This window comes from Roseateles agri, assembly GCF_034043675.1.
GTDB lineage: Bacteria > Pseudomonadota > Gammaproteobacteria > Burkholderiales > Burkholderiaceae_C > KK5.
In genome coordinates this window covers 592,774-609,591 of the sequence record NZ_JAXCLA010000004.1, presented here as the reverse complement: position 1 = coordinate 609,591, position 16,818 = coordinate 592,774, and the positions used below count along the sequence as shown (strand labels likewise).

Annotated in this window: 16 protein-coding genes and 1 pseudogene; 12 read left to right on the top strand and 5 right to left on the bottom strand. The window is 66.9% G+C overall.

Annotation, left to right across the window (positions count from 1 at the left end; all coding sequences use genetic code 11):
- Positions 1 to 8: 8 nt before the first annotated feature.
- From SNE35_RS14770 to SNE35_RS14755, 4 genes are all read right to left on the bottom strand, one after another.
- On the bottom strand, positions 9 to 797 hold the full coding sequence (locus SNE35_RS14770; protein ID WP_320423675.1) for an HpcH/HpaI aldolase family protein: 789 nt from the start codon (positions 795 to 797) through the stop codon (positions 9 to 11).
- A gap of 31 nt (positions 798 to 828) precedes the next feature.
- Complete coding sequence (gene gudD, locus SNE35_RS14765) at positions 829 to 2,154, bottom strand: glucarate dehydratase (protein ID WP_320423674.1); 1,326 nt, start codon at positions 2,152 to 2,154, stop codon at positions 829 to 831.
- A 23-nt stretch (positions 2,155 to 2,177) separates the two neighbouring features.
- Entirely contained in the window at positions 2,178 to 3,092 is a 915-nt protein-coding gene (gene kdgD, locus SNE35_RS14760) for a 5-dehydro-4-deoxyglucarate dehydratase (protein WP_320423673.1), read from the bottom strand.
- 105 nt (positions 3,093 to 3,197) lie between these two features.
- Complete coding sequence (locus tag SNE35_RS14755) at positions 3,198 to 3,971, bottom strand: FadR/GntR family transcriptional regulator (RefSeq protein WP_320423672.1); 774 nt, start codon at positions 3,969 to 3,971, stop codon at positions 3,198 to 3,200.
- 100 nt (positions 3,972 to 4,071) lie between these two features.
- Here SNE35_RS14755 and SNE35_RS14750 point away from each other — a divergent pair, with 100 nt between their 5' ends.
- From SNE35_RS14750 to garD, 6 genes are read left to right on the top strand one after another with little or no spacing between them, the layout of a single operon-like run.
- Positions 4,072 to 4,902 (top strand): NAD-dependent epimerase/dehydratase family protein, encoded by an 831-nt coding sequence (locus tag SNE35_RS14750; RefSeq protein WP_320423671.1) that lies wholly within the window; start codon positions 4,072 to 4,074, stop codon positions 4,900 to 4,902.
- A gap of 50 nt (positions 4,903 to 4,952) precedes the next feature.
- Positions 4,953 to 5,939, top strand: coding sequence for a TRAP transporter substrate-binding protein (locus SNE35_RS14745; RefSeq protein WP_320423670.1), 987 nt, complete (start codon positions 4,953 to 4,955; stop codon positions 5,937 to 5,939).
- Between the two features lie 17 nt (positions 5,940 to 5,956).
- Positions 5,957 to 6,451 (top strand): TRAP transporter small permease, encoded by a 495-nt coding sequence (locus SNE35_RS14740; protein WP_320423669.1) that lies wholly within the window; start codon positions 5,957 to 5,959, stop codon positions 6,449 to 6,451.
- Entirely contained in the window at positions 6,442 to 7,797 is a 1,356-nt protein-coding gene (locus SNE35_RS14735; RefSeq protein ID WP_320423668.1) for a TRAP transporter large permease, read from the top strand. The genes SNE35_RS14740 and SNE35_RS14735 overlap by 10 nt, the downstream gene beginning before the upstream one ends.
- A gap of 10 nt (positions 7,798 to 7,807) precedes the next feature.
- Positions 7,808 to 8,785 (top strand): lactonase family protein, encoded by a 978-nt coding sequence (locus SNE35_RS14730; protein ID WP_320423667.1) that lies wholly within the window; start codon positions 7,808 to 7,810, stop codon positions 8,783 to 8,785.
- Positions 8,779 to 10,335, top strand: coding sequence for a galactarate dehydratase (garD, locus tag SNE35_RS14725; protein ID WP_320423666.1), 1,557 nt, complete (start codon positions 8,779 to 8,781; stop codon positions 10,333 to 10,335). The genes SNE35_RS14730 and garD overlap by 7 nt, the downstream gene beginning before the upstream one ends.
- A gap of 8 nt (positions 10,336 to 10,343) precedes the next feature.
- Here garD and SNE35_RS14720 read toward each other — a convergent pair whose 3' ends face one another.
- On the bottom strand, positions 10,344 to 11,018 hold the full coding sequence (locus SNE35_RS14720) for an HD domain-containing protein (RefSeq protein ID WP_320423665.1): 675 nt from the start codon (positions 11,016 to 11,018) through the stop codon (positions 10,344 to 10,346).
- A gap of 136 nt (positions 11,019 to 11,154) precedes the next feature.
- Between SNE35_RS14720 and SNE35_RS14715 the strand changes: the two genes are divergently transcribed.
- The 6 genes and pseudogenes from SNE35_RS14715 to SNE35_RS14690 all read left to right on the top strand — a co-directional run bounded on the left by SNE35_RS14715 (position 11,155) and on the right by SNE35_RS14690 (position 16,777).
- A complete protein-coding gene (locus SNE35_RS14715) occupies positions 11,155 to 12,126 on the top strand; it encodes a GlxA family transcriptional regulator (RefSeq protein WP_320423664.1) in 972 nt (323 codons plus the stop codon).
- A gap of 169 nt (positions 12,127 to 12,295) precedes the next feature.
- Entirely contained in the window at positions 12,296 to 12,871 is a 576-nt protein-coding gene (locus SNE35_RS14710; protein ID WP_320423663.1) for a hypothetical protein, read from the top strand.
- Positions 12,872 to 12,910: 39 nt separating this feature from the next.
- On the top strand, positions 12,911 to 13,444 hold the full coding sequence (locus tag SNE35_RS14705) for a hypothetical protein (RefSeq protein WP_320423662.1): 534 nt from the start codon (positions 12,911 to 12,913) through the stop codon (positions 13,442 to 13,444).
- Between the two features lie 192 nt (positions 13,445 to 13,636).
- On the top strand, positions 13,637 to 14,110 hold the full coding sequence (locus SNE35_RS14700) for a hypothetical protein (RefSeq protein WP_320423661.1): 474 nt from the start codon (positions 13,637 to 13,639) through the stop codon (positions 14,108 to 14,110).
- Positions 14,111 to 14,365: 255 nt separating this feature from the next.
- Positions 14,366 to 14,683, top strand: a pseudogene (locus tag SNE35_RS14695) (helix-turn-helix domain-containing protein); the annotation flags it as partial.
- 42 nt (positions 14,684 to 14,725) lie between these two features.
- Positions 14,726 to 16,777, top strand: coding sequence for an AfsR/SARP family transcriptional regulator (locus tag SNE35_RS14690; protein WP_320423660.1), 2,052 nt, complete (start codon positions 14,726 to 14,728; stop codon positions 16,775 to 16,777).
- Positions 16,778 to 16,818 lie beyond the last annotated feature (41 nt).

Below are 16,818 nucleotides of genomic sequence, written 5' to 3'. Positions count from 1 at the left end.
TTGTCGATTCAATAGACGCTGCCGTCGCCCGTGGGCGTGCCCGCGCGCATCCGCGCCATCACCGCCTGCGCGCCGGCCGCCATCAGCCGCGCGTCCGAATTGATCGTCACGAACTGGAAGCCCATCGCGATGCGCTTGAGCGCCGCCTCGGTGCTGCCGTTGTGGATGCCGGCGACGACACCGTGTGCCTTCGCGCGTTCGAGGATGTGCTCGACGGCGTCGGCCGCCTTCGGCTCCAGGTCGTCGAAGCTGGGCTTGCAGCCGAGCGCGATCGACAGGTCCGACGGACCGATGTAGATCGCGTCGAGTCCCGGAGTGGAGAGGATCTCGTCGAGGTTCTCTAATGCCTTTGCCGTCTCGATCATCGCGAAGCAGACGATCTCGTCGTTCGCATGCTGGGGGTAGTCGGCGCCGCCGTAGATCTGCGCGCGGATCGGGCCGAAGCTTCTCGTGCCGCGCGGCGCGTAGTGCGTCCAGGCGACGAGCTTCTCGGCGTCCTCGCGGCTGTTGACCATCGGGCAGATGACCGCATAGGCGCCGGCGTCCAGCGTCTTCATCAGGATGCCGGGTTCGAGCCAGGGTACGCGGACGACGGGCACGGTGGCTGTCGTCGAGATCGCCTGCAGCATCGGGATCATCGTGCTGTAGTCCACCAGGCCGTGCTGCAGGTCGATCGTCAGCGTGTCCCAGCCGGCATGGGCCATGGTCTCGGCCGAGAAGCCGTTCGGGATGGCCAGCCAGCCGTTGACGGCCGCGCCGCCTGACGCCCAGATTCGACGGAGTCGGTTCACTCGCATGGGACGCTCTCCTTGGATTCGGCCTGACCGTTCAGCGGACGAGGGCCGGCCGCTTGGGATCGAACTTCCAGCCGGGAATCAGAAACTGCATCGCGACCGCATCGTCGCGGGCGCCGAGGCCGTGCTGCAGGTAGAGCTGATGCGCGGCCTCGACGGCATTCATGTCCAGCTCGACGCCCAGACCCGGTTTCTTCGGCACCTGCACGTGACCGCCGACGATCTGCAGCGGCTCCTTCGTCAGGCGCTGGCCGTCCTGCCAGATCCAGTGCGTGTCGATTGCGGTGACCTTGCCCGGCGCGGCGGCGCCGACGTGCGTGAACATCGCCAGCGATACGTCGAAATGATTGTTGGAGTGCGAGCCCCAGGTCAGGCCCCAGTCGCGGCAGGTCTGCGCGACGCGCACCGAGCCGGCCATGGTCCAGAAATGCGGGTCGGCCAGCGGGATGTCCACACTCTGCAGCGAGAGCGCGTGTGAGAGCTGGCGCCAGTCGGTGGCGACCATGTTGGTGGCCGTCGGCAGGCCGGTGGCGCGGCGGAACTCGGCCATCACCTCGCGGCCGGAGAAGCCTTCCTCCGCGCCGCACGGGTCCTCGGCGTAGGCGACGATGCCGCGCATGCGCTGGCCGAGGCGGATCGCATCCTTCAGCAGCCAGCCGCCGTTGGGGTCCAGCGTCACGCGGGCCTCGGGGAAGCGCTCGTGCAGCGCGGTGACGGCATCCACTTCCTCGTCGCCGCGCAGCACGCCGCCCTTGAGCTTGAAGTCGTTGAAGCCGTAGCGCTCGCGGGCGGCTTCGGCCAGGCGCACGACGGCCTCGGGCGTCAGCGCGGTCTCGTGGCGCAGGCGGGACCAGGCGTTGTCGGCATCCGGCTCGCTGCGGTAGGGCAGGTGGGTCTTGCCCTTGTCGCCGACATAGAACAGATAACCCAGCATCTCGACGGCGTCCCGCTGCTGGCCCTCACCGAGCAGCGCGGCCACCGGCACGCCGAGATGCTGGCCCAGCAGGTCCAGCAGCGCGGATTCGATCGCAGTGACTGCGTGGATGGTGGTGCGCAGGTCGAAGGTCTGAAGCCCGCGCCCGCCGCTGTCGCGATCGGCGAACTGCTGCTGCACCGCCTGCAGTACGCGCTGCTGCGCGCCGAGCGGCTGGCCGACGACCAGCTCGCTAGCCTCTTCCAAGGTCCTGCGGATCTTCTCGCCACCCGGCACCTCGCCGACACCGGTGTTGCCGGCGCTGTCGGTGAGGATCAGCAGGTTGCGGGTGAAGAAGGGCGCGTGTGCGCCGCTGAGGTTCATCAGCATGCTGTCGCTGCCGGCGACCGGGATGACGCGCAGGGCGGTGATGACAGGCGTGTTCATGGCGGGACTTCCTCGCGGCTTGCTTACTGCGGACCGAGCTTGGCGACGAGTGCCTTCAGTTCCTCGACCTCGGCCGGCAGCAGGTCCGACAGCGGGGGGCGCACCGGCCCAGCGCCATGGCCCGCCAGCGTGGCCCCCGCCTTCACGATCGAGACGGCATAGCCTTCGCCCTTGTTGCGCAGCGCGATGTAAGGCAGGAAGAACTCGCGGATCAGGCGGTCGCAGGTGGCGGTGTCGCCGGCGGCGTGGGCCGTGTAGAAGTCCAACGCCGTCTTCGGGATGAAGTTGAAGACGGCCGACGAGTAGACCGGGCAGCCCATCGCCTTGTAGGCGCCGGCGAACAACTCGGCCGTCGGCAAACCGCCGAGGTAGGCGAAGCGCTCGCCAAGCGTCTGGCGGATGGCGACGAACTTCTCGATGTCGCCGACGCCGTCCTTGAAGCCGATCAGGTTCGGGCAGCGTTCGGCCAGGATCTGCAGGCTGGCAGGCGTCAGCCTGCAGGCGCCGCGGTTGTAGACGATGACGCCGATCTTCACGCTGCTGCACACGGCCTCGACGTGCGCTACCAAGCCCGCCTGGCTCGCTTCGGTCAGGTAGTGCGGCAGCAGCAGCAGGCCCTGCGCGCCGAGGCGTTCGGCCTCCTGCGCGTACTTGATCGCGAGCGTCGTGCCGCCGCCGGCGCCGGCAATGATCGGCGTGCGACCGCGGCAGGTTTCCAGCGCGACCTGGATCACCTGGCTGAACTCCTGCGGCTCCAGCGAGAAGAACTCGCCGGTGCCACCGGCCGCGAACAGTGCCGATGCGCCGTAGGGCTGCAGCCATTCCAGCCGCTCGGCGTAAGGCCGCGGCGCGAAGCTCAGGTCATCGGCATTGAAATCGGTCAGCGGGAAGGACAGCAGGCCAGACTGCAGGACCTGCTTCAACTCGTTCGGGGACATCGATACACCTCGTCGTTTCGTTGTCAGTCATCGTACAACTAGCGGCGAAGCGAAAAACTGGGGTTAACGCTGAGGTCGGGCTTGAGTTGGTGGGGAGCCGGGGGCTCAGCCGAGGCTGGCCTGGGCTCGCCGGCGGCGTTCCCGGCTGTTCGCGAGGTGGGTGCGCATCGCGGCACGGGCGGCGTCGGCGTCCTGCGCAGCGATCGCGTCGAGGATGCTCTCGTGCTCGCCGTTGACACGGCGCAGATAGGCGCGGCGCTCGTCGCTCACGGTGCCGTCACGCGCCTCCAGCCGGGCACGCGGGATGATCGTGTTGCCCAGCGTGTTCATCAGGTCGGTGAAGTGGCTGTTCTGCGTGGCGCGGGCGATTTCGAGGTGGAACTGGAAGTCGGGCGGCACGGCGTCCTGGCCGGCCTCGACGGCGGCGGCCACAGCCTCCAGCGCCAGCCGCATCGCTTCCAGGTTCGCCGGGGTGCGGCGCTGCGCCGCCAGCGCGGCGGCTTCCGTCTCCAGGCCGATGCGCAGTTCCAGCACGGCGATCACGTCCTGCAGCGTGCCGACCTGGTCGGGCGTGATCTTGAAGCCGGGCGTCTCGCCGATGCCCAGCACGAAGGTGCCGATGCCGTGCCGCGTCTCGACCAGGCGCGCGGCCTGGAGCTTCGAGATGGCCTCGCGCACGACGGTGCGGCTGACGCCGTAGGCCTGCATCAGCGCCGACTCGGTCGGGAGCTTGTCCTCGGCCTTCAGCTGCTGGTTGCGGATCTTCTCGCTGAGGTCTTCCACCAGACCGTGTGCCAGGCTGCGGGCGCGCTGGCGGGGGCGGGCGCTGGTGGCGAGTTCGGCGGAGTTTTCGGGAATTCCCTTAGCCACGGTGTCCATGTCCCGATGATAATTCGCCGCAAGTTGTACGACGACTGATAACTGACATGACAAAGCGTAGCCCATTCCAGGCGAAGCCGCATCGGGGAAGCCTCTGCCCATGAGTACCAGCAACGAAATTTCACCCCCGCAGCGTCCATGCGGTCGGCTGCTGCTGACCGGCGCCGCCGGCGGCCTGGGCCGCGTGCTGCGCGAGCGCCTCGTCCCCATGGCCAAGGTGCTGCGCGTGTCGGACCTGGTGCCGCTGGGCGACGCGCTCGGCGCGCACGAGGAGCTGCGGCCCTGCGACCTCGCCGACAAGGCGGCCGTGCAGGCACTGCTGGAAGGCTGCGATGCGGTCGTCCACCTCGGCGGCGTCTCGGTGGAGCGTTCGTTCGAGGAGATCCTGCAGGCCAACCTGCGCGGCGTGTTCCACCTGTACGAGGCGGCGCGGCTGAACGGCGTGCGCCGTGTCGTCTTCGCAAGCTCCAACCACGCGATCGGCTTCTATCGGCAGGCCGAGCGTATCGGGGCGGATGTGCGGCATCGCCCGGACGGCTTCTACGGCCTGTCCAAATGCTTCGGCGAGGACATGGCGCAGCTCTACTTCGACCGCTACGGCATCGAGACGGTGAGCATCCGCATCGGCTCGTCGTTCGAGGAACCGAAGAACCGCCGGATGCTGCACACCTGGCTCAGCTTCGACGACCTGACATCGTTGGTGGAAGCGGCGCTGTTCACGCCGCAGGTGGGCCACACCATCGTCTACGGCGCCTCGAAGAACGGCGAGGCCTGGTGGGACAACGCGGGCGCCGGCGTGCTCGGCTGGGCTCCGAAGGACAACTCCGAGCTCTACCGCGCGAAGGTCGAGGCCGAGCAGCCGCCGCTGGCCGCCGACGACCCGAACCTGCTCTACCAGGGTGGCGTATTCACCACGCAGGGGCCGTATTGAACACCAGTCACTGAACGATTACTTGAATCCAAGATAACAAGGAGACAGACATGAAGAAGACAACATCGATCACCATGACACTGATTGCCGCCGCCGTCCTGGCGCTGGCCGGCGGCGCCGCCCAGGCCCGCGACTTCCGCTCGGCCGAGGTCCACAACAAGGATTTCCCGACGAACAAGGCGGTGATGTTCATGAGCGAGCAGCTCGCCAAGGCCAGCGGTGGCAAGGACAAGATCAAGATCTTCGGGGACAGCGCGCTGGGTTCCGAGAAGGACACCGTGGAGCAGGTGAAGATCGGCGCGCTGGACATGGTGCGCGTGTCGTCCGCCTCGTTCCACGGCATCGTGCCGGAATCGGTGATCCCGTCGCTGCCCTTCCTGTTCCGCGACATCGAGCATTTCCGCAAGGTCATGTACGGCCCGATCGGCGACAAGCTGCTGGCGTCCTTCGAGAAGGCCGGCTTCGTGGGCCTGTGCTGGTATGAGAGCGGCGCACGCTCGGTCTATGCGCGCAAGGCCATCAAGACCGTGGCCGACATGAAGGGGGTGAAGATCCGGGTGCAGCCCTCGGACCTGATGGTGGGCCTGACCAGCGCGATGGGCGCTTCGCCGACGCCGATGCCCTTCGCCGAGGTCTACACCGGGCTGAAGACGGGCCTCGTCGACGCCGCCGAGAACAACATCCCGTCCTACGAGGAGTCGAAGCACTACGAGGCCGCGCCGTTCTTCTCCGAGACGATGCACGTGATGACGCCCGAGGTGCTGGTCTTCTCCAAGAAGATCTGGGACACGCTCAGCAAGGAGCAGCAGGCGCTGCTGCGCAAGTCGGCCAAGGACTCGGTGCCGTACTACGTGAAGCTGTGGGAAGCGCGCGAGACGGAGGCGAAGGCGGGCGTCGTCAAAGGCGGCGCCAAGATCACCGAGGCCAAGGACATCGACCGGGCGGGCTTCGTGGCTGTCGAGAAGCCGGTGTGGGATAAGTTCGCCGCCACGCCCGAAATGAAGGCGCTGGTCCAGGACATCGTGAACACGAAGTGAACCGACGCGGGCAGTCCATGAACTGGTTCACCATGATCAACGCGCGCCTGTCGCGCTGGGTGATGTACCTCGCCTGTCTCTGCCTGGTCGGCCTGCTGGCTGTGGTGGTCTATGGCGTGGTGCTTCGTTATGTGTTCAACGACGCGCCGGCCTATGTCGAGCAGGTGGCGCTGCTGCTGGTTGTCTCGGTGGCGATGTTCGGCGCCGCGGCCGGCGTGCGCGACGCCGGCCACATCGGGCTCGACTCGCTGGTGAAAGTGCTGCCGAAGGTGGTGCAGCATTGGTGCAAGGTGCTGGTGCTGCTGCTGACGCTGGGCTTCGCGCTGGCGCTGATCGCCGGTGGCGCCGAGATGGCCGTCTCCACGCACCACGACACGATCCCGACGCTGGGCATCACCGAGTCCGTCCGCTACCTGCCGGTGCTGATCGCCGGCGTCCTGATCTCGCTGTTCTCTGTCGAGCACCTGATCGCCCAGTTCTCCGGCAAGGAGGTGCATTCCTCATGGCACTGACCGTCCTCTCCCTCGGCTTCCTGGTCTTCCTGCTGCTCGGGATGCCCGTCGCCTTCGCGATCGGCCTTTCGTGCCTGCTGACCTTCGCCTTCGAGGGCCTGCCTTTCGAGACCGCCATCCAGATGATGGTCTCGGGCATGAATGTGTTCTCGTTCCTCGCGATCCCGTTCTTCATCTTCTCGGGCGAACTGATGCTGCACGGCGGCATCGCCGACAAGATCGTCGCCTTCGCGCGCAGCCTCGTCGGCCACTGGCGCGGCGGTCTGGGCCTCGCCAACGTCGTCGCGTCCACGCTGTTCGGCGGTGTCTCCGGCTCGCCGGTGGCCGACACGTCCGCGATGGGCGGCGTGATGATCCCGGTGATGAAGAAGGAGGGCTACGGCGCCGACTACGCGGTCAACGTGACCACGCACGCCTCGCTCTCCGGCGCGCTGATGCCCACCTCGCACAACATGATCATCTACGCCTTCGCGGCGCAGGGTGCGGCCGGCGTGATCGCGGGCAACACGATCCGCGGCGTGTCCATCGGCGACCTGATGTTCGCCGGGCTGGTTCCGGTGTTCTGGATCATGGTCTGCATGCTGGTGACGGCCTACACGCAGGCGGTCAAGCACGGCTACCCGAAGCGCGAGGACGGCTCCTCGATGGTGTTCACGCAGTTCGCCGGCTGGGGCCAGGTGCTGCGCACCTTCATCGCCGCGATCCCGGGGCTGGCGGTGATCCTCATCATCCTGGTCTGCGTGATGAAGGGCATCGCCACGGCCACCGAGGCGGCGGCGATCGCGGTCACCTACTCCTTGCTGCTGACCGTGCTCGTCTACCGCACGATGACACGGCAGAACCTGCTGAAGTCGCTGGCCAAGGCCAGCAAGACCACCGGCGTGATCCTGCTGCTGATCGGCGTGTCCAACATGCTGCGCTATCAGATGGCCTACCTGGAGATCCCGGACACCATCGAGGCCGCGCTGCTGCAGGCCACCACCACGCCGTGGCTGATGCTGCTGTACATCAACATCATCCAGATCTTCCTGGGCATCTTCCTGGACATGGCGGCGCACATCCTGATCACCACGCCGCTGTTCCTGCCGCTGGCGATCCAGATGGGCGTGGGCCCGGTGCAGTTCGGCATGATGCTGCTGCTGAACTGCGCGCTGGGCCTGGTGCACCCGCCGGTTGGCACGGTGCAGTTCATCGGCTGTGCAATCGGAAAGATCTCGATCGGCGAGGCCACGCGCACCGCCTGGCCGTACTACGCGGCGATCTGCGTGGCGATCACGCTGGTGACCTACGTGCCGGCGTTCTCCACCTGGCTGCCCTCGCTGATCACCGGGCACGTGGTGCTGTAAGTTGCAGGTCATGAAGAAGTACGCCGTCTACGTCTCCAACGCCGAAAGCGGCGATATCGCCGTGCTGCGCCTGGACGACGGGCAACTGCATCCGCTGCAGACGGTCGCGGCCGGCGGCGAGTTGATGCCGATGGCGCGATGCGGTGAACGGCTGTATGTAGCGCGCCGCTCCGAGCCGCGCGAGGCGCTGAGCTTCGCGATCGGCGCGGACGGCACGCTGACGCAGATCGGCGCCGGCCCGCTGCCGCACAGCATGGCCTACATTGCCACCGACCGCAGCGGTCGCTGGCTGCTCAGCGCGTCCTACGGCGGCAATCTGGTGGCGGTGAACGCGATCGATGAAGCCGGCATCGTGGGCGCGACGGTGCAGATCGTGCCGACCGGGCCGAACGCGCACGCGATCCAGTGCGACGCATCGAATCGGCAGGTGCTGGCGACGAGCCTCGGCGGCGGCGTGCTGATGCGCTTCGATTTCGATCCGGCAAGCGGCCGGCTGAGCCTGCGTGACACGGTGGCGCCGCACACCGGGGCGAGCCCGCGGCACTTCCGCTTCGGCGCGGACGGGCGCTTCGTCTACCTGCTGGGCGAACTGGACGGCATGATCGACGTGCTCGACGCCGCCACGCTCGCCACGCTGCAGACGGCCAGCCTGCTGACGCCGGATTTCAGCGGCGAACCCTGGGCGGCCGATCTGCAGCTCACGCCGGACGGGCGTTTTCTGTACGCCAGCGAGCGGCGTTCCAGCCTTCTGGCCGGCTTCCGCATCGACCCGGCCAGCGGCCTGCTGGGTCTGATCGGGCACACCCCCACGGAAGCCCAGCCGCGGGGCTTCGCCATCACGCCGGACGGTGGCTGGCTGCTCAGCGTCGGTCAACGCTCCGAGCGCCTGCGCGTGTTCGCGATCGACGCCGAGACCGGCGCGCTCCAACCCACAGCCGAGGCCCCGGTCGGCCGCGGCGCCAACTGGATCGAAGTATTTCCATGTTGAACAAGCCCCTCTTCATCACGATGGACGAGCGTGACAACGTCGCCATCGTCGCCAACGACGGTGGACTGCCGGCCGGCACCGTGTTCGACAACGGCCTCACGCTGGTCGACAAGGTGCCGCAGGCTCACAAGGTCGCGCTGGTGGATATTCCAGAAGGCGGGGAGGTGCGGCGCTACAACGTGCCGATCGGCTACGCGCTGAAGCCCATCCCCGCGGGCAGCTGGGTTCACGAACGCCTGCTGCGCATGCCCGAGGCGCGCGGGTTGGACGGCCTGCCGATCGCCACCATCAAGCCCGAGCCGCAGCCGCCACTGGCGGGCTACACCTTCGAAGGCTACGTGAATGCCGATGGCTCGGTCGGCACGCGCAACATCCTCGCGATCACGCAGACCGTGCAGTGCGTGGCCAGCGTCACCGCGTTCGCGGTGCAGCGCATCAAGGCCGAACTGCTGCCGAAGTACCCGAACGTGGACGACGTCGTCGCGCTGGAGCACGGCTACGGCTGCGGCGTGGCCATCGATGCGCCGGACGCGATCGTCCCGATCCGCACGCTGCGCAACATCAGCCTGAACCCGAACTTCGGCGGCGAGGTGATGGTGGTGAGCCTCGGCTGCGAGAAGCTGCAGCCCGAACGGCTGCTGCCGCCGGGCAGCATCGCGCTGAAGGATGAACGCCAGGAACCGCAGCCGCTCGACGTGGTCTGTCTGCAGGACGCGGTGCACGTCGGTTTCATGTCCATGGTCGAGTCGATCCTGCGCCAGGCCGAGACGCACTTGCAGCGGCTGGACGCGCGTCGCCGCCAGACGGTGCCGGCAAGTGCGCTGGTGGTTGGCGTGCAGTGTGGCGGCAGTGATGCTTTCAGCGGCGTGACGGCCAACCCGGCGGTCGGTTTCTGCACCGATCTGCTGGTGCGCGCCGGCGCCACCGTGATGTTCTCCGAGGTCACCGAGGTGCGCGACGGCATCGACCAGCTCACCTCGCGTGCGACCACGCCCGAGGTGGCCGAGGCGATGATCCGCGAGATGGCCTGGTACGACGCCTACCTGAAGCGCGGCAGCGTCGACCGCAGCGCCAACACGACACCGGGTAACAAGAAGGGCGGGCTTTCGAACATTGTTGAAAAGGCGATGGGTTCGATCGTCAAGAGCGGCTCATCACCCATTGCCGGCGTGGTCCCGCCGGGCGAGCGCGCGGCGCAGAAGGGTCTGCTCTACGCCGCCACGCCGGCCAGTGACTTCATCTGCGGCACACTGCAGCTCGCTGCCGGCATGAACCTGCACGTGTTCACGACCGGCCGCGGCACGCCCTATGGCCTGGCCGAATGCCCGGTCATCAAGGTCGCCACGCGCGACGACCTGGCCCGCCGCTGGCACGACCTGATGGACGTCAACGCGGGCACGATCGCGACCGGCGAGCAGACGATCGCCGAGGTCGGCTGGGAGATGTTCCGGCTGATGCTGGACGTGGCCAGCGGGCGCAAGAAGACCTGGGCCGAGCACTGGAAGCTGCACAACGCGCTGGTGCTGTTCAATCCGGCGCCGGTGACCTGAACCGATGTTCAGGCGCAAGCGGGACAGCCACCCGACTGCGCATGGTCGTTCCACGCGGAGCCGAGGATGATGCTGCAGAAGTTCAGCCGCCGGTAGCTCGGGTCCTTCAGCGCCAGCACGTCGGCCTTCACGTTGCCGAAGGTGGTCTCGGGCTTGTGGCGCGTGCCCTCGGCGAAGGCGTCGATGATCGCCTCCTTGAAGTTCTCCTGGCGCGGATGCACTGCCACGACCTGCTCGCGCTGCTCGCGCGGGAACTGGTCATAGGCCAGGCCCAGCACGTCCATCTCCACGCCGGAGGTCAGCAGCGCCACCACCGGTTTCTTGTGCTGCGGGATGCCCGGCGTCGTGTGCAGGGCGATGGCGTCCCAGACCTGCTCGATGTCGGCCTCGGGCACGTGCCACGCGTCGAGGAAATCGCGCGCCGCGTTGGCGCCGTCCACCTCGAAGCGTTCGGTCTTGCTGGAGAACTTCGGCACCAGGCCCATGTCGTGGAACATCGCGCCGACGTAGAGTAGCTCGGCGTCGAACTTCAGGCTGCGGCGCTGGCCGGTCAGCGCGCCCCACAGGAAGACGCGGCGGGAGTGGTGGTACAGCAGGTCGCTCTCGCTCTCGCGCACCAGATCGGTGGCGGCGCGGGTGATAGTGCTGTCGGGGATAGCGATGCCGGCGATGGTCTGACTCATGAGAGGGCGCTCCTGCGTGGAAGAATGACTTGAGGATTCAAAGTCTCGCGGCGGGGCCGGCACGCTGGCCGCCATTCCGCCGTCGATCCCTGCCAGCCATCCGTCGTTGGCTGTCACCCCTTGCCGTGGATGCACCGTGCGCCGAGTTGTCCTTGCCATCTTTCCCGGCGTCCAGGCGCTGGACGTCTCCGGTCCGCTGGACGTTTTCGCGGAAGCGAATGACTACCTGCCCGAGGGCGAGGGCTACTACGCCGTGCTGGCGAGCGCGGACGGCGGCGCGGTGCGCGCCTCCAACGGCATGTTGATCGGTGCGGACCTGCCGTTCGACGAGGCCACAGGCCCCTGGGACATCGCCCTGGTCGCCGGCGGCGCGGCGCTGCCCGGATCAGACGTGGACGAACCGCTGCTCGCCTGGCTGCGGGCCATCGCCGCCAGCAGCGCCCGCTACGGCTCGATCTGCACCGGCGCCTTCGCGCTCGGCGCCGCCGGCCTGCTCGACGGCAAGCGCGCCACGACCCACTGGCAGTCCGCCAGCAAGCTCGCAGGCCGCTTCCGCGCGGCCCGGGTCGAGCCCGACCGCATCTTCTGCCGCGACGGTGCCTTGATCACCTCGGCCGGCGTCACCGCTGGCATCGACCTGGCGCTGGCTCTGGTGGCCGAGGACCACGGCGCGGACCTCGCGCTGATCGTCGCAAAGCGCCTCGTCGTCGTCGCGCAGCGGCAGGGCGGCCAGTCGCAGTTCAGCCCCTACCTGGTCGCGCCGCCCAACGATCCGCAAGACCCGATGGCCAAGGTGCAAGCCCATGTGCTGGCCAACCTGCGCGAGCCGCTGTCCGTCGACACGCTGGCCCAACTCGCCGGCATGAGCGCCCGTCACTTCGCACGCGTCTTCGTCCAGCGGACCTCGGTGACGCCGCACGAGTTCATCGAGCGCGCCCGCGTGGACGTCGCGCGCCGCCTGCTGGAAACCAGCGAGCAGCCGCTGAAGACCATCGCCTGGGAATGCGGCTTCGCCTCAGCCGACCGGATGCGGCTGGTCTTCCTGCGCCGGCTGGGTGTGACGCCGGGGCAGTACCAGGCGAGCTTCGTGCGCAAGGAGTCGACCTGAGGGAACTCCTGCTGTCGGCAACGAGCCGGCAATATTTGGCGAAAAGGTTTGTCTGGAGCGCGTTCAGACCCGATTTCCCTCTTCCGAGGGAGCGCAGTGTTCAAACACTGACGGTAGCCTGACTTCAGATGGCAGCAAGCAGTTCCGTACGGAACTACAGGATGAGCACATGGCGGCGTTTCGGGGACTGGTTGCAATATTTCTATCGCTCGTGCTTGCCGCCTGCGGTGACAAAACCTATGCGTGGCGCGAGCAGGTACTCCTGCAGGATGGGACGCGGGTGCTCGTGGATCGCACGGCGCGCTTTAGCGAGAACTGGGTCGCGGGCGGTGGTGGCGGATCGGTCAACAAGGGCATGACACTGCGTGTGGTGCAGGGTCCCACACTCACATTGCCGCCGGTCTGGGACGACCGTTTCGTTCCGATCGTGCTGGAGCTGGATGCGAGCACCGGGGAGTGGGTCATCGTCGCCACCTTCTTCCACTGCGACAGCTGGTACGAACTGGGCCGGCCACCCTTGCCTTACGCGGAGTATCGCTATCGCGATGGTCGTTGGACGCGGCAGGCGCTACTCAAGCATTGGGTGGGCCACTCAGCCAATGTGCTGGTCGTAGATCTCACGGACAAGGATGTGATGACCGGGCGCGAAGTGCTCACCATAGAGCGCAAGAAGGCCATCGATGAGCTATCGAACGCACTCCCCGAATACAAGCGTGTCGTCGATCACTGGACCACGGGGTGCTGACCAGCTCAACAGTACAGAGACTTCGATATGACTCGATGGATGAAGCGCCGCTGGTGGTTGATTGCCCTGCTGCTCGGGTGGGCGGGGCTCGCCTATGGCTGGTACGTCTATCGCTTTTCCGCTTGGACCGAAGAGGTGCTGCTGCCGGACGGGCGGCGCATTGCAGTGCATCAGCGCCGCGATCTGATCGAAGGCTACGGCACACGCCGGACCTGGCTGCGCTTTTCATTGCCTGAGATGGGTGGAGAGCAGGTGTGGTCCGAATGGCTCTACCCCACGATGATTGGTGCGGCCGACGGCAAGGTGTACGTGATCGGTCGGGCTCCTGGTGGCAAAGAGTTCCGCATGTACTCGGATCCGCGCTACATGTACGTTGCCTACCAATGGCAGCACGATCGCTTCGTGCGCATTCCGTTCATGAGCGTCGCTGCGTCTGCGCGAGAACGTGCGCTGGTGCCTTCCGGGCGGCCGCGATTCACGCGAGCCTGCATCGGTCCCGGCTGGGGCTTGGTGCAGTTGGCCTGCACCGCCGATCCGGAGCGACCCATATTTCGCCAGACCACAGGACGTTGACCTGGCAATACGCGAGCGCGAGGCCATATTCTGGGCACGCCTGAGTGGCAGCAAGCCAAGCTCCGATTGAGGGACTTCAAGGACACGCGACATGAAGAACTCACTGTTTATCAGGACCACGACCACCGGCTGCCTTGTCATCGGGCCTGAATCGGACCTGGCGGATCGCTACGCCCTCTCGCGGGAGCGCCTTTGAACCGCCGCTCGTTGCTTTCCCTGGGGCTCGTGACACCTTGGCTGCATGGTTGCCAGAGCGAGCGCTTCGTTGAACTCTCCTGGACGGAGGATGTCGCGCTGCACGACGGCAGCGTGATCGTGGCCTCGCTGCGATTCATCTACGAACGCATTGGCGGGCCATTTCACACCGATCGATTCTCGGGCCTCATTCTTCGCGATACCGAGCTTTCGTTCGACGCTGGCTCGCCTTCAGGTCGTATGACGCAACTCTTCAAGCGCCAACGACCCATGGTGCTGGAACGCGACGCCACGGGCGGGTGGTTGCTGGTGCTGCAGGGGCGCGCATCCTTCGCGCCCGGCACAAAACAGCCCGATTGGGGACCTGATCAAAACGGCAATGGCCAGCGCATGGCGAGGTTGCAGCACGACACGTTCGTGCTCGCTCATCTGCGTGACCTGCCTTCGTGGTCGATGGCGCCAACTTTCTGATGGACTACGCACCGCTCGAAGAATTGGCGCGCTTCAACAGGCAACGACTTTCTCTATCCGACAAGCAGGCATACCTGGCGAAGTACCCGCTGGGTTCTAGCGATCGGCATATTGCCCGCCCTCAATCTGTCAACTGATCACCGCTGAACACGAAGTTCCCCCATTTGCGTCGAAGGAGGCTGCGGGGCCTGGCGGTAGTGATCTGGTCGATTGACTTGCCCTGCCGCTTCAGGGCTGCGACTTCGCTGTGCAACCAAGGTGCAGGCCCACGTGCTGGCGAACCTGCGCGAGCCGCTATCGGTCGACGCGCTGGCCGAGCTCGCCGGCATGAGCGCCCGGCACTTCGCCCGCGTCTTCGTTCAGCGGACTTCGGTGACGCCGCACGAGTTCGTCGAACGCGCCCGCGTGGACGTCACACGCCGCCTGCTGGAAACCAGCGATCAGCCGCTGAAGACCATCGCCTGGGAATGCGGCTTCGCCTCGGCCGACCGGATGCGGCTGGTCTTCCTGCGCCGGCTGGGTGTCACGCCGGGGCAGTACCAGGCGAGCTTCGTGCGGCGGGAGTCGAGCTAGGTATCCCACCGATTCCGCGAGCGGCATCGCCTGGGTACGCTGATGCCTGCCCAGCTCTCCCCAGTATTCACGATGGATCGATCAGTCACGGACTCCGAGCTGGCCTCTGCCCTCGCGAGCGCTCATGCCGGCAGCAGTTGCGCCTGGGACCGGTTCGCCGGGCTCCGCGAGCGGGCGGAGCCCGCAGGCCCATCCGACCTGCGCCTGCTCGCGACGGCGGGGTTCATCGTCACGGCACACCTGACGGGCCGCTATGAGGGCATCGAAGCCTGCGTCGACGAGCTGATGACGGCGCGAGACCCGGAGCGAGCTTTCGCTGCCGCCGATGAACTCCTGCTGCTGAACGGGCAGCTCATCGGCTTCCTGCTGTTCCGGCCCAGGGATCCTCATGTCGATGCTTGCGCGTCGCGCCTTCTCGAGCTGGTGGACTCCGGCCTCGACGTCAACCTGACGCTCGCCGCGGCGAGAACCCTGATCTATCACTTCGACTCCTGCGGCGAGCGCGAGGTCGTGATGCGGCTCCACGTCTCGCTGCAGCGGCGATCCGACGATGCCGAGGCCACGCCCTACCGTGTTGCCGAATGGCTCAACCTGGTGCGCAGGTCCGCGCACTACGGCAAGGACCCCCGGCTGGCCGAGCAGGCGCTCGAACGCATGCGCGCGCTCGCCAGGCAGCATGGCTTGCGATACATCGATTTCCTTGCCGCCCTGGCCGATCTGGACACGGCGCTCCCGCGCGGAAACATCGCCCTGGCCCGATCGGCCATCGAGCGGGCAGAGTCGGTGAGCGAGGCTGCCCAGCTGCGCGAGCTGCTGCAGCTGGAGTTTGCGAAGTCGCGGCTGGCCCGCTTGCGGGGTCAGGCGGATTCCGCGGTCTACCACGGCACGCGTGCGGCGAAGCTGGCATCGGAGCTGCGCCTCCCGCCCATCATGCGGGCGGTGTACGTCGTCAACGAAGCGCAATCGTTGTTGCTGAACGATGAGTTCGAAGATGCGCGCGCCGCGATGCTGGCCGAACTCGAATCGCTGCCCGAGGGCTATGCGGACGAGGTGCGCGCCATGGTGACGGGCATCGATGCCTATCTCGCGGTGAAGGAAGGCGCCGAGGGCGCGGTCGATCGCCTGGCGGAGCTGTTCAGGCACCTGCGGGAACGTCGCATCTACGACCTGTTCGAGGGCTTTCCCGAATTCGGTTCGCGATTGTGCGTGTTCGCGCTGGAGCGCGACATCGAAGTCGACTTCGTGCGCAGCCTGATTGCCAAGTGCGCGCTCCTGGCGCCGGAACTGGCGCCCGTGTCGTGGCCGTGGCCCATCCGCATCGAGGCCCTGGGCGGCTTCGCCGTGTATCGCGACGACGTGCAGCTCGTCACCGAGGGCAAGAGCCCGCGCAAGCCCCTGATGCTGCTGAAGGCGGTGATCGCTCTCGGTGCCACGCGGGAAGACCGCGGTGTCGAGATCGACCGGCTCATCGATCTGCTGTGGTCGGACGAGGATGCGGCCGACCCCAAGTCTTCCTTCGAAGTCGCGCTCTCGCGGTTGCGCAAGTGGCTGGGCGTCGAGGGCGGCCTGAAGATCTCGGACGGGCGGCTCTCGTTGAACCCGCGCCTGATCTGGTGCGACGTGGACCGGTTCGAGAGAACATGCGAAGCCTTGCTCCGCGCCGCTGCGCCGCACGGAGACGCCACGGCCCTGCCGGCATTGATCACGCAGCTGGGCTCCCTGTATCGGGGAAGGCTTTTCGGCAGCGCGCAGCTCGAGCCCTGGAGCGTCCTGGCTTGTGAGACCGTCTCGCTACGCTTCTCCCGCGCGGTGAGAGACGCGGGCATGTTCCTTGAGACCCGCCTTCGTTGGGCCGACGCCATCCGCCTCTACGAGATGAGCCTGGTGCGGGACATGCTCTCCGAGCCCATCCATCGGGGCGTGATGCGCTGCTACCTTACCCTCGGGCAACGCGCCGACGCGCAACGGGCGTTCGAACGGTGCCGGGCGGTGCTCGAGGCGGAGTTCGGCCTGCCTCCGAGCCCCGAGACCTTGCAGCTCATGGAGCCGGGCACCGAGTGGATTCCCCGACGCAGTGCAGCGGTGAATGAATGAGCGAGGGAAAAATGCGTAGGTGTCAGCCATCGGTAGGTCGG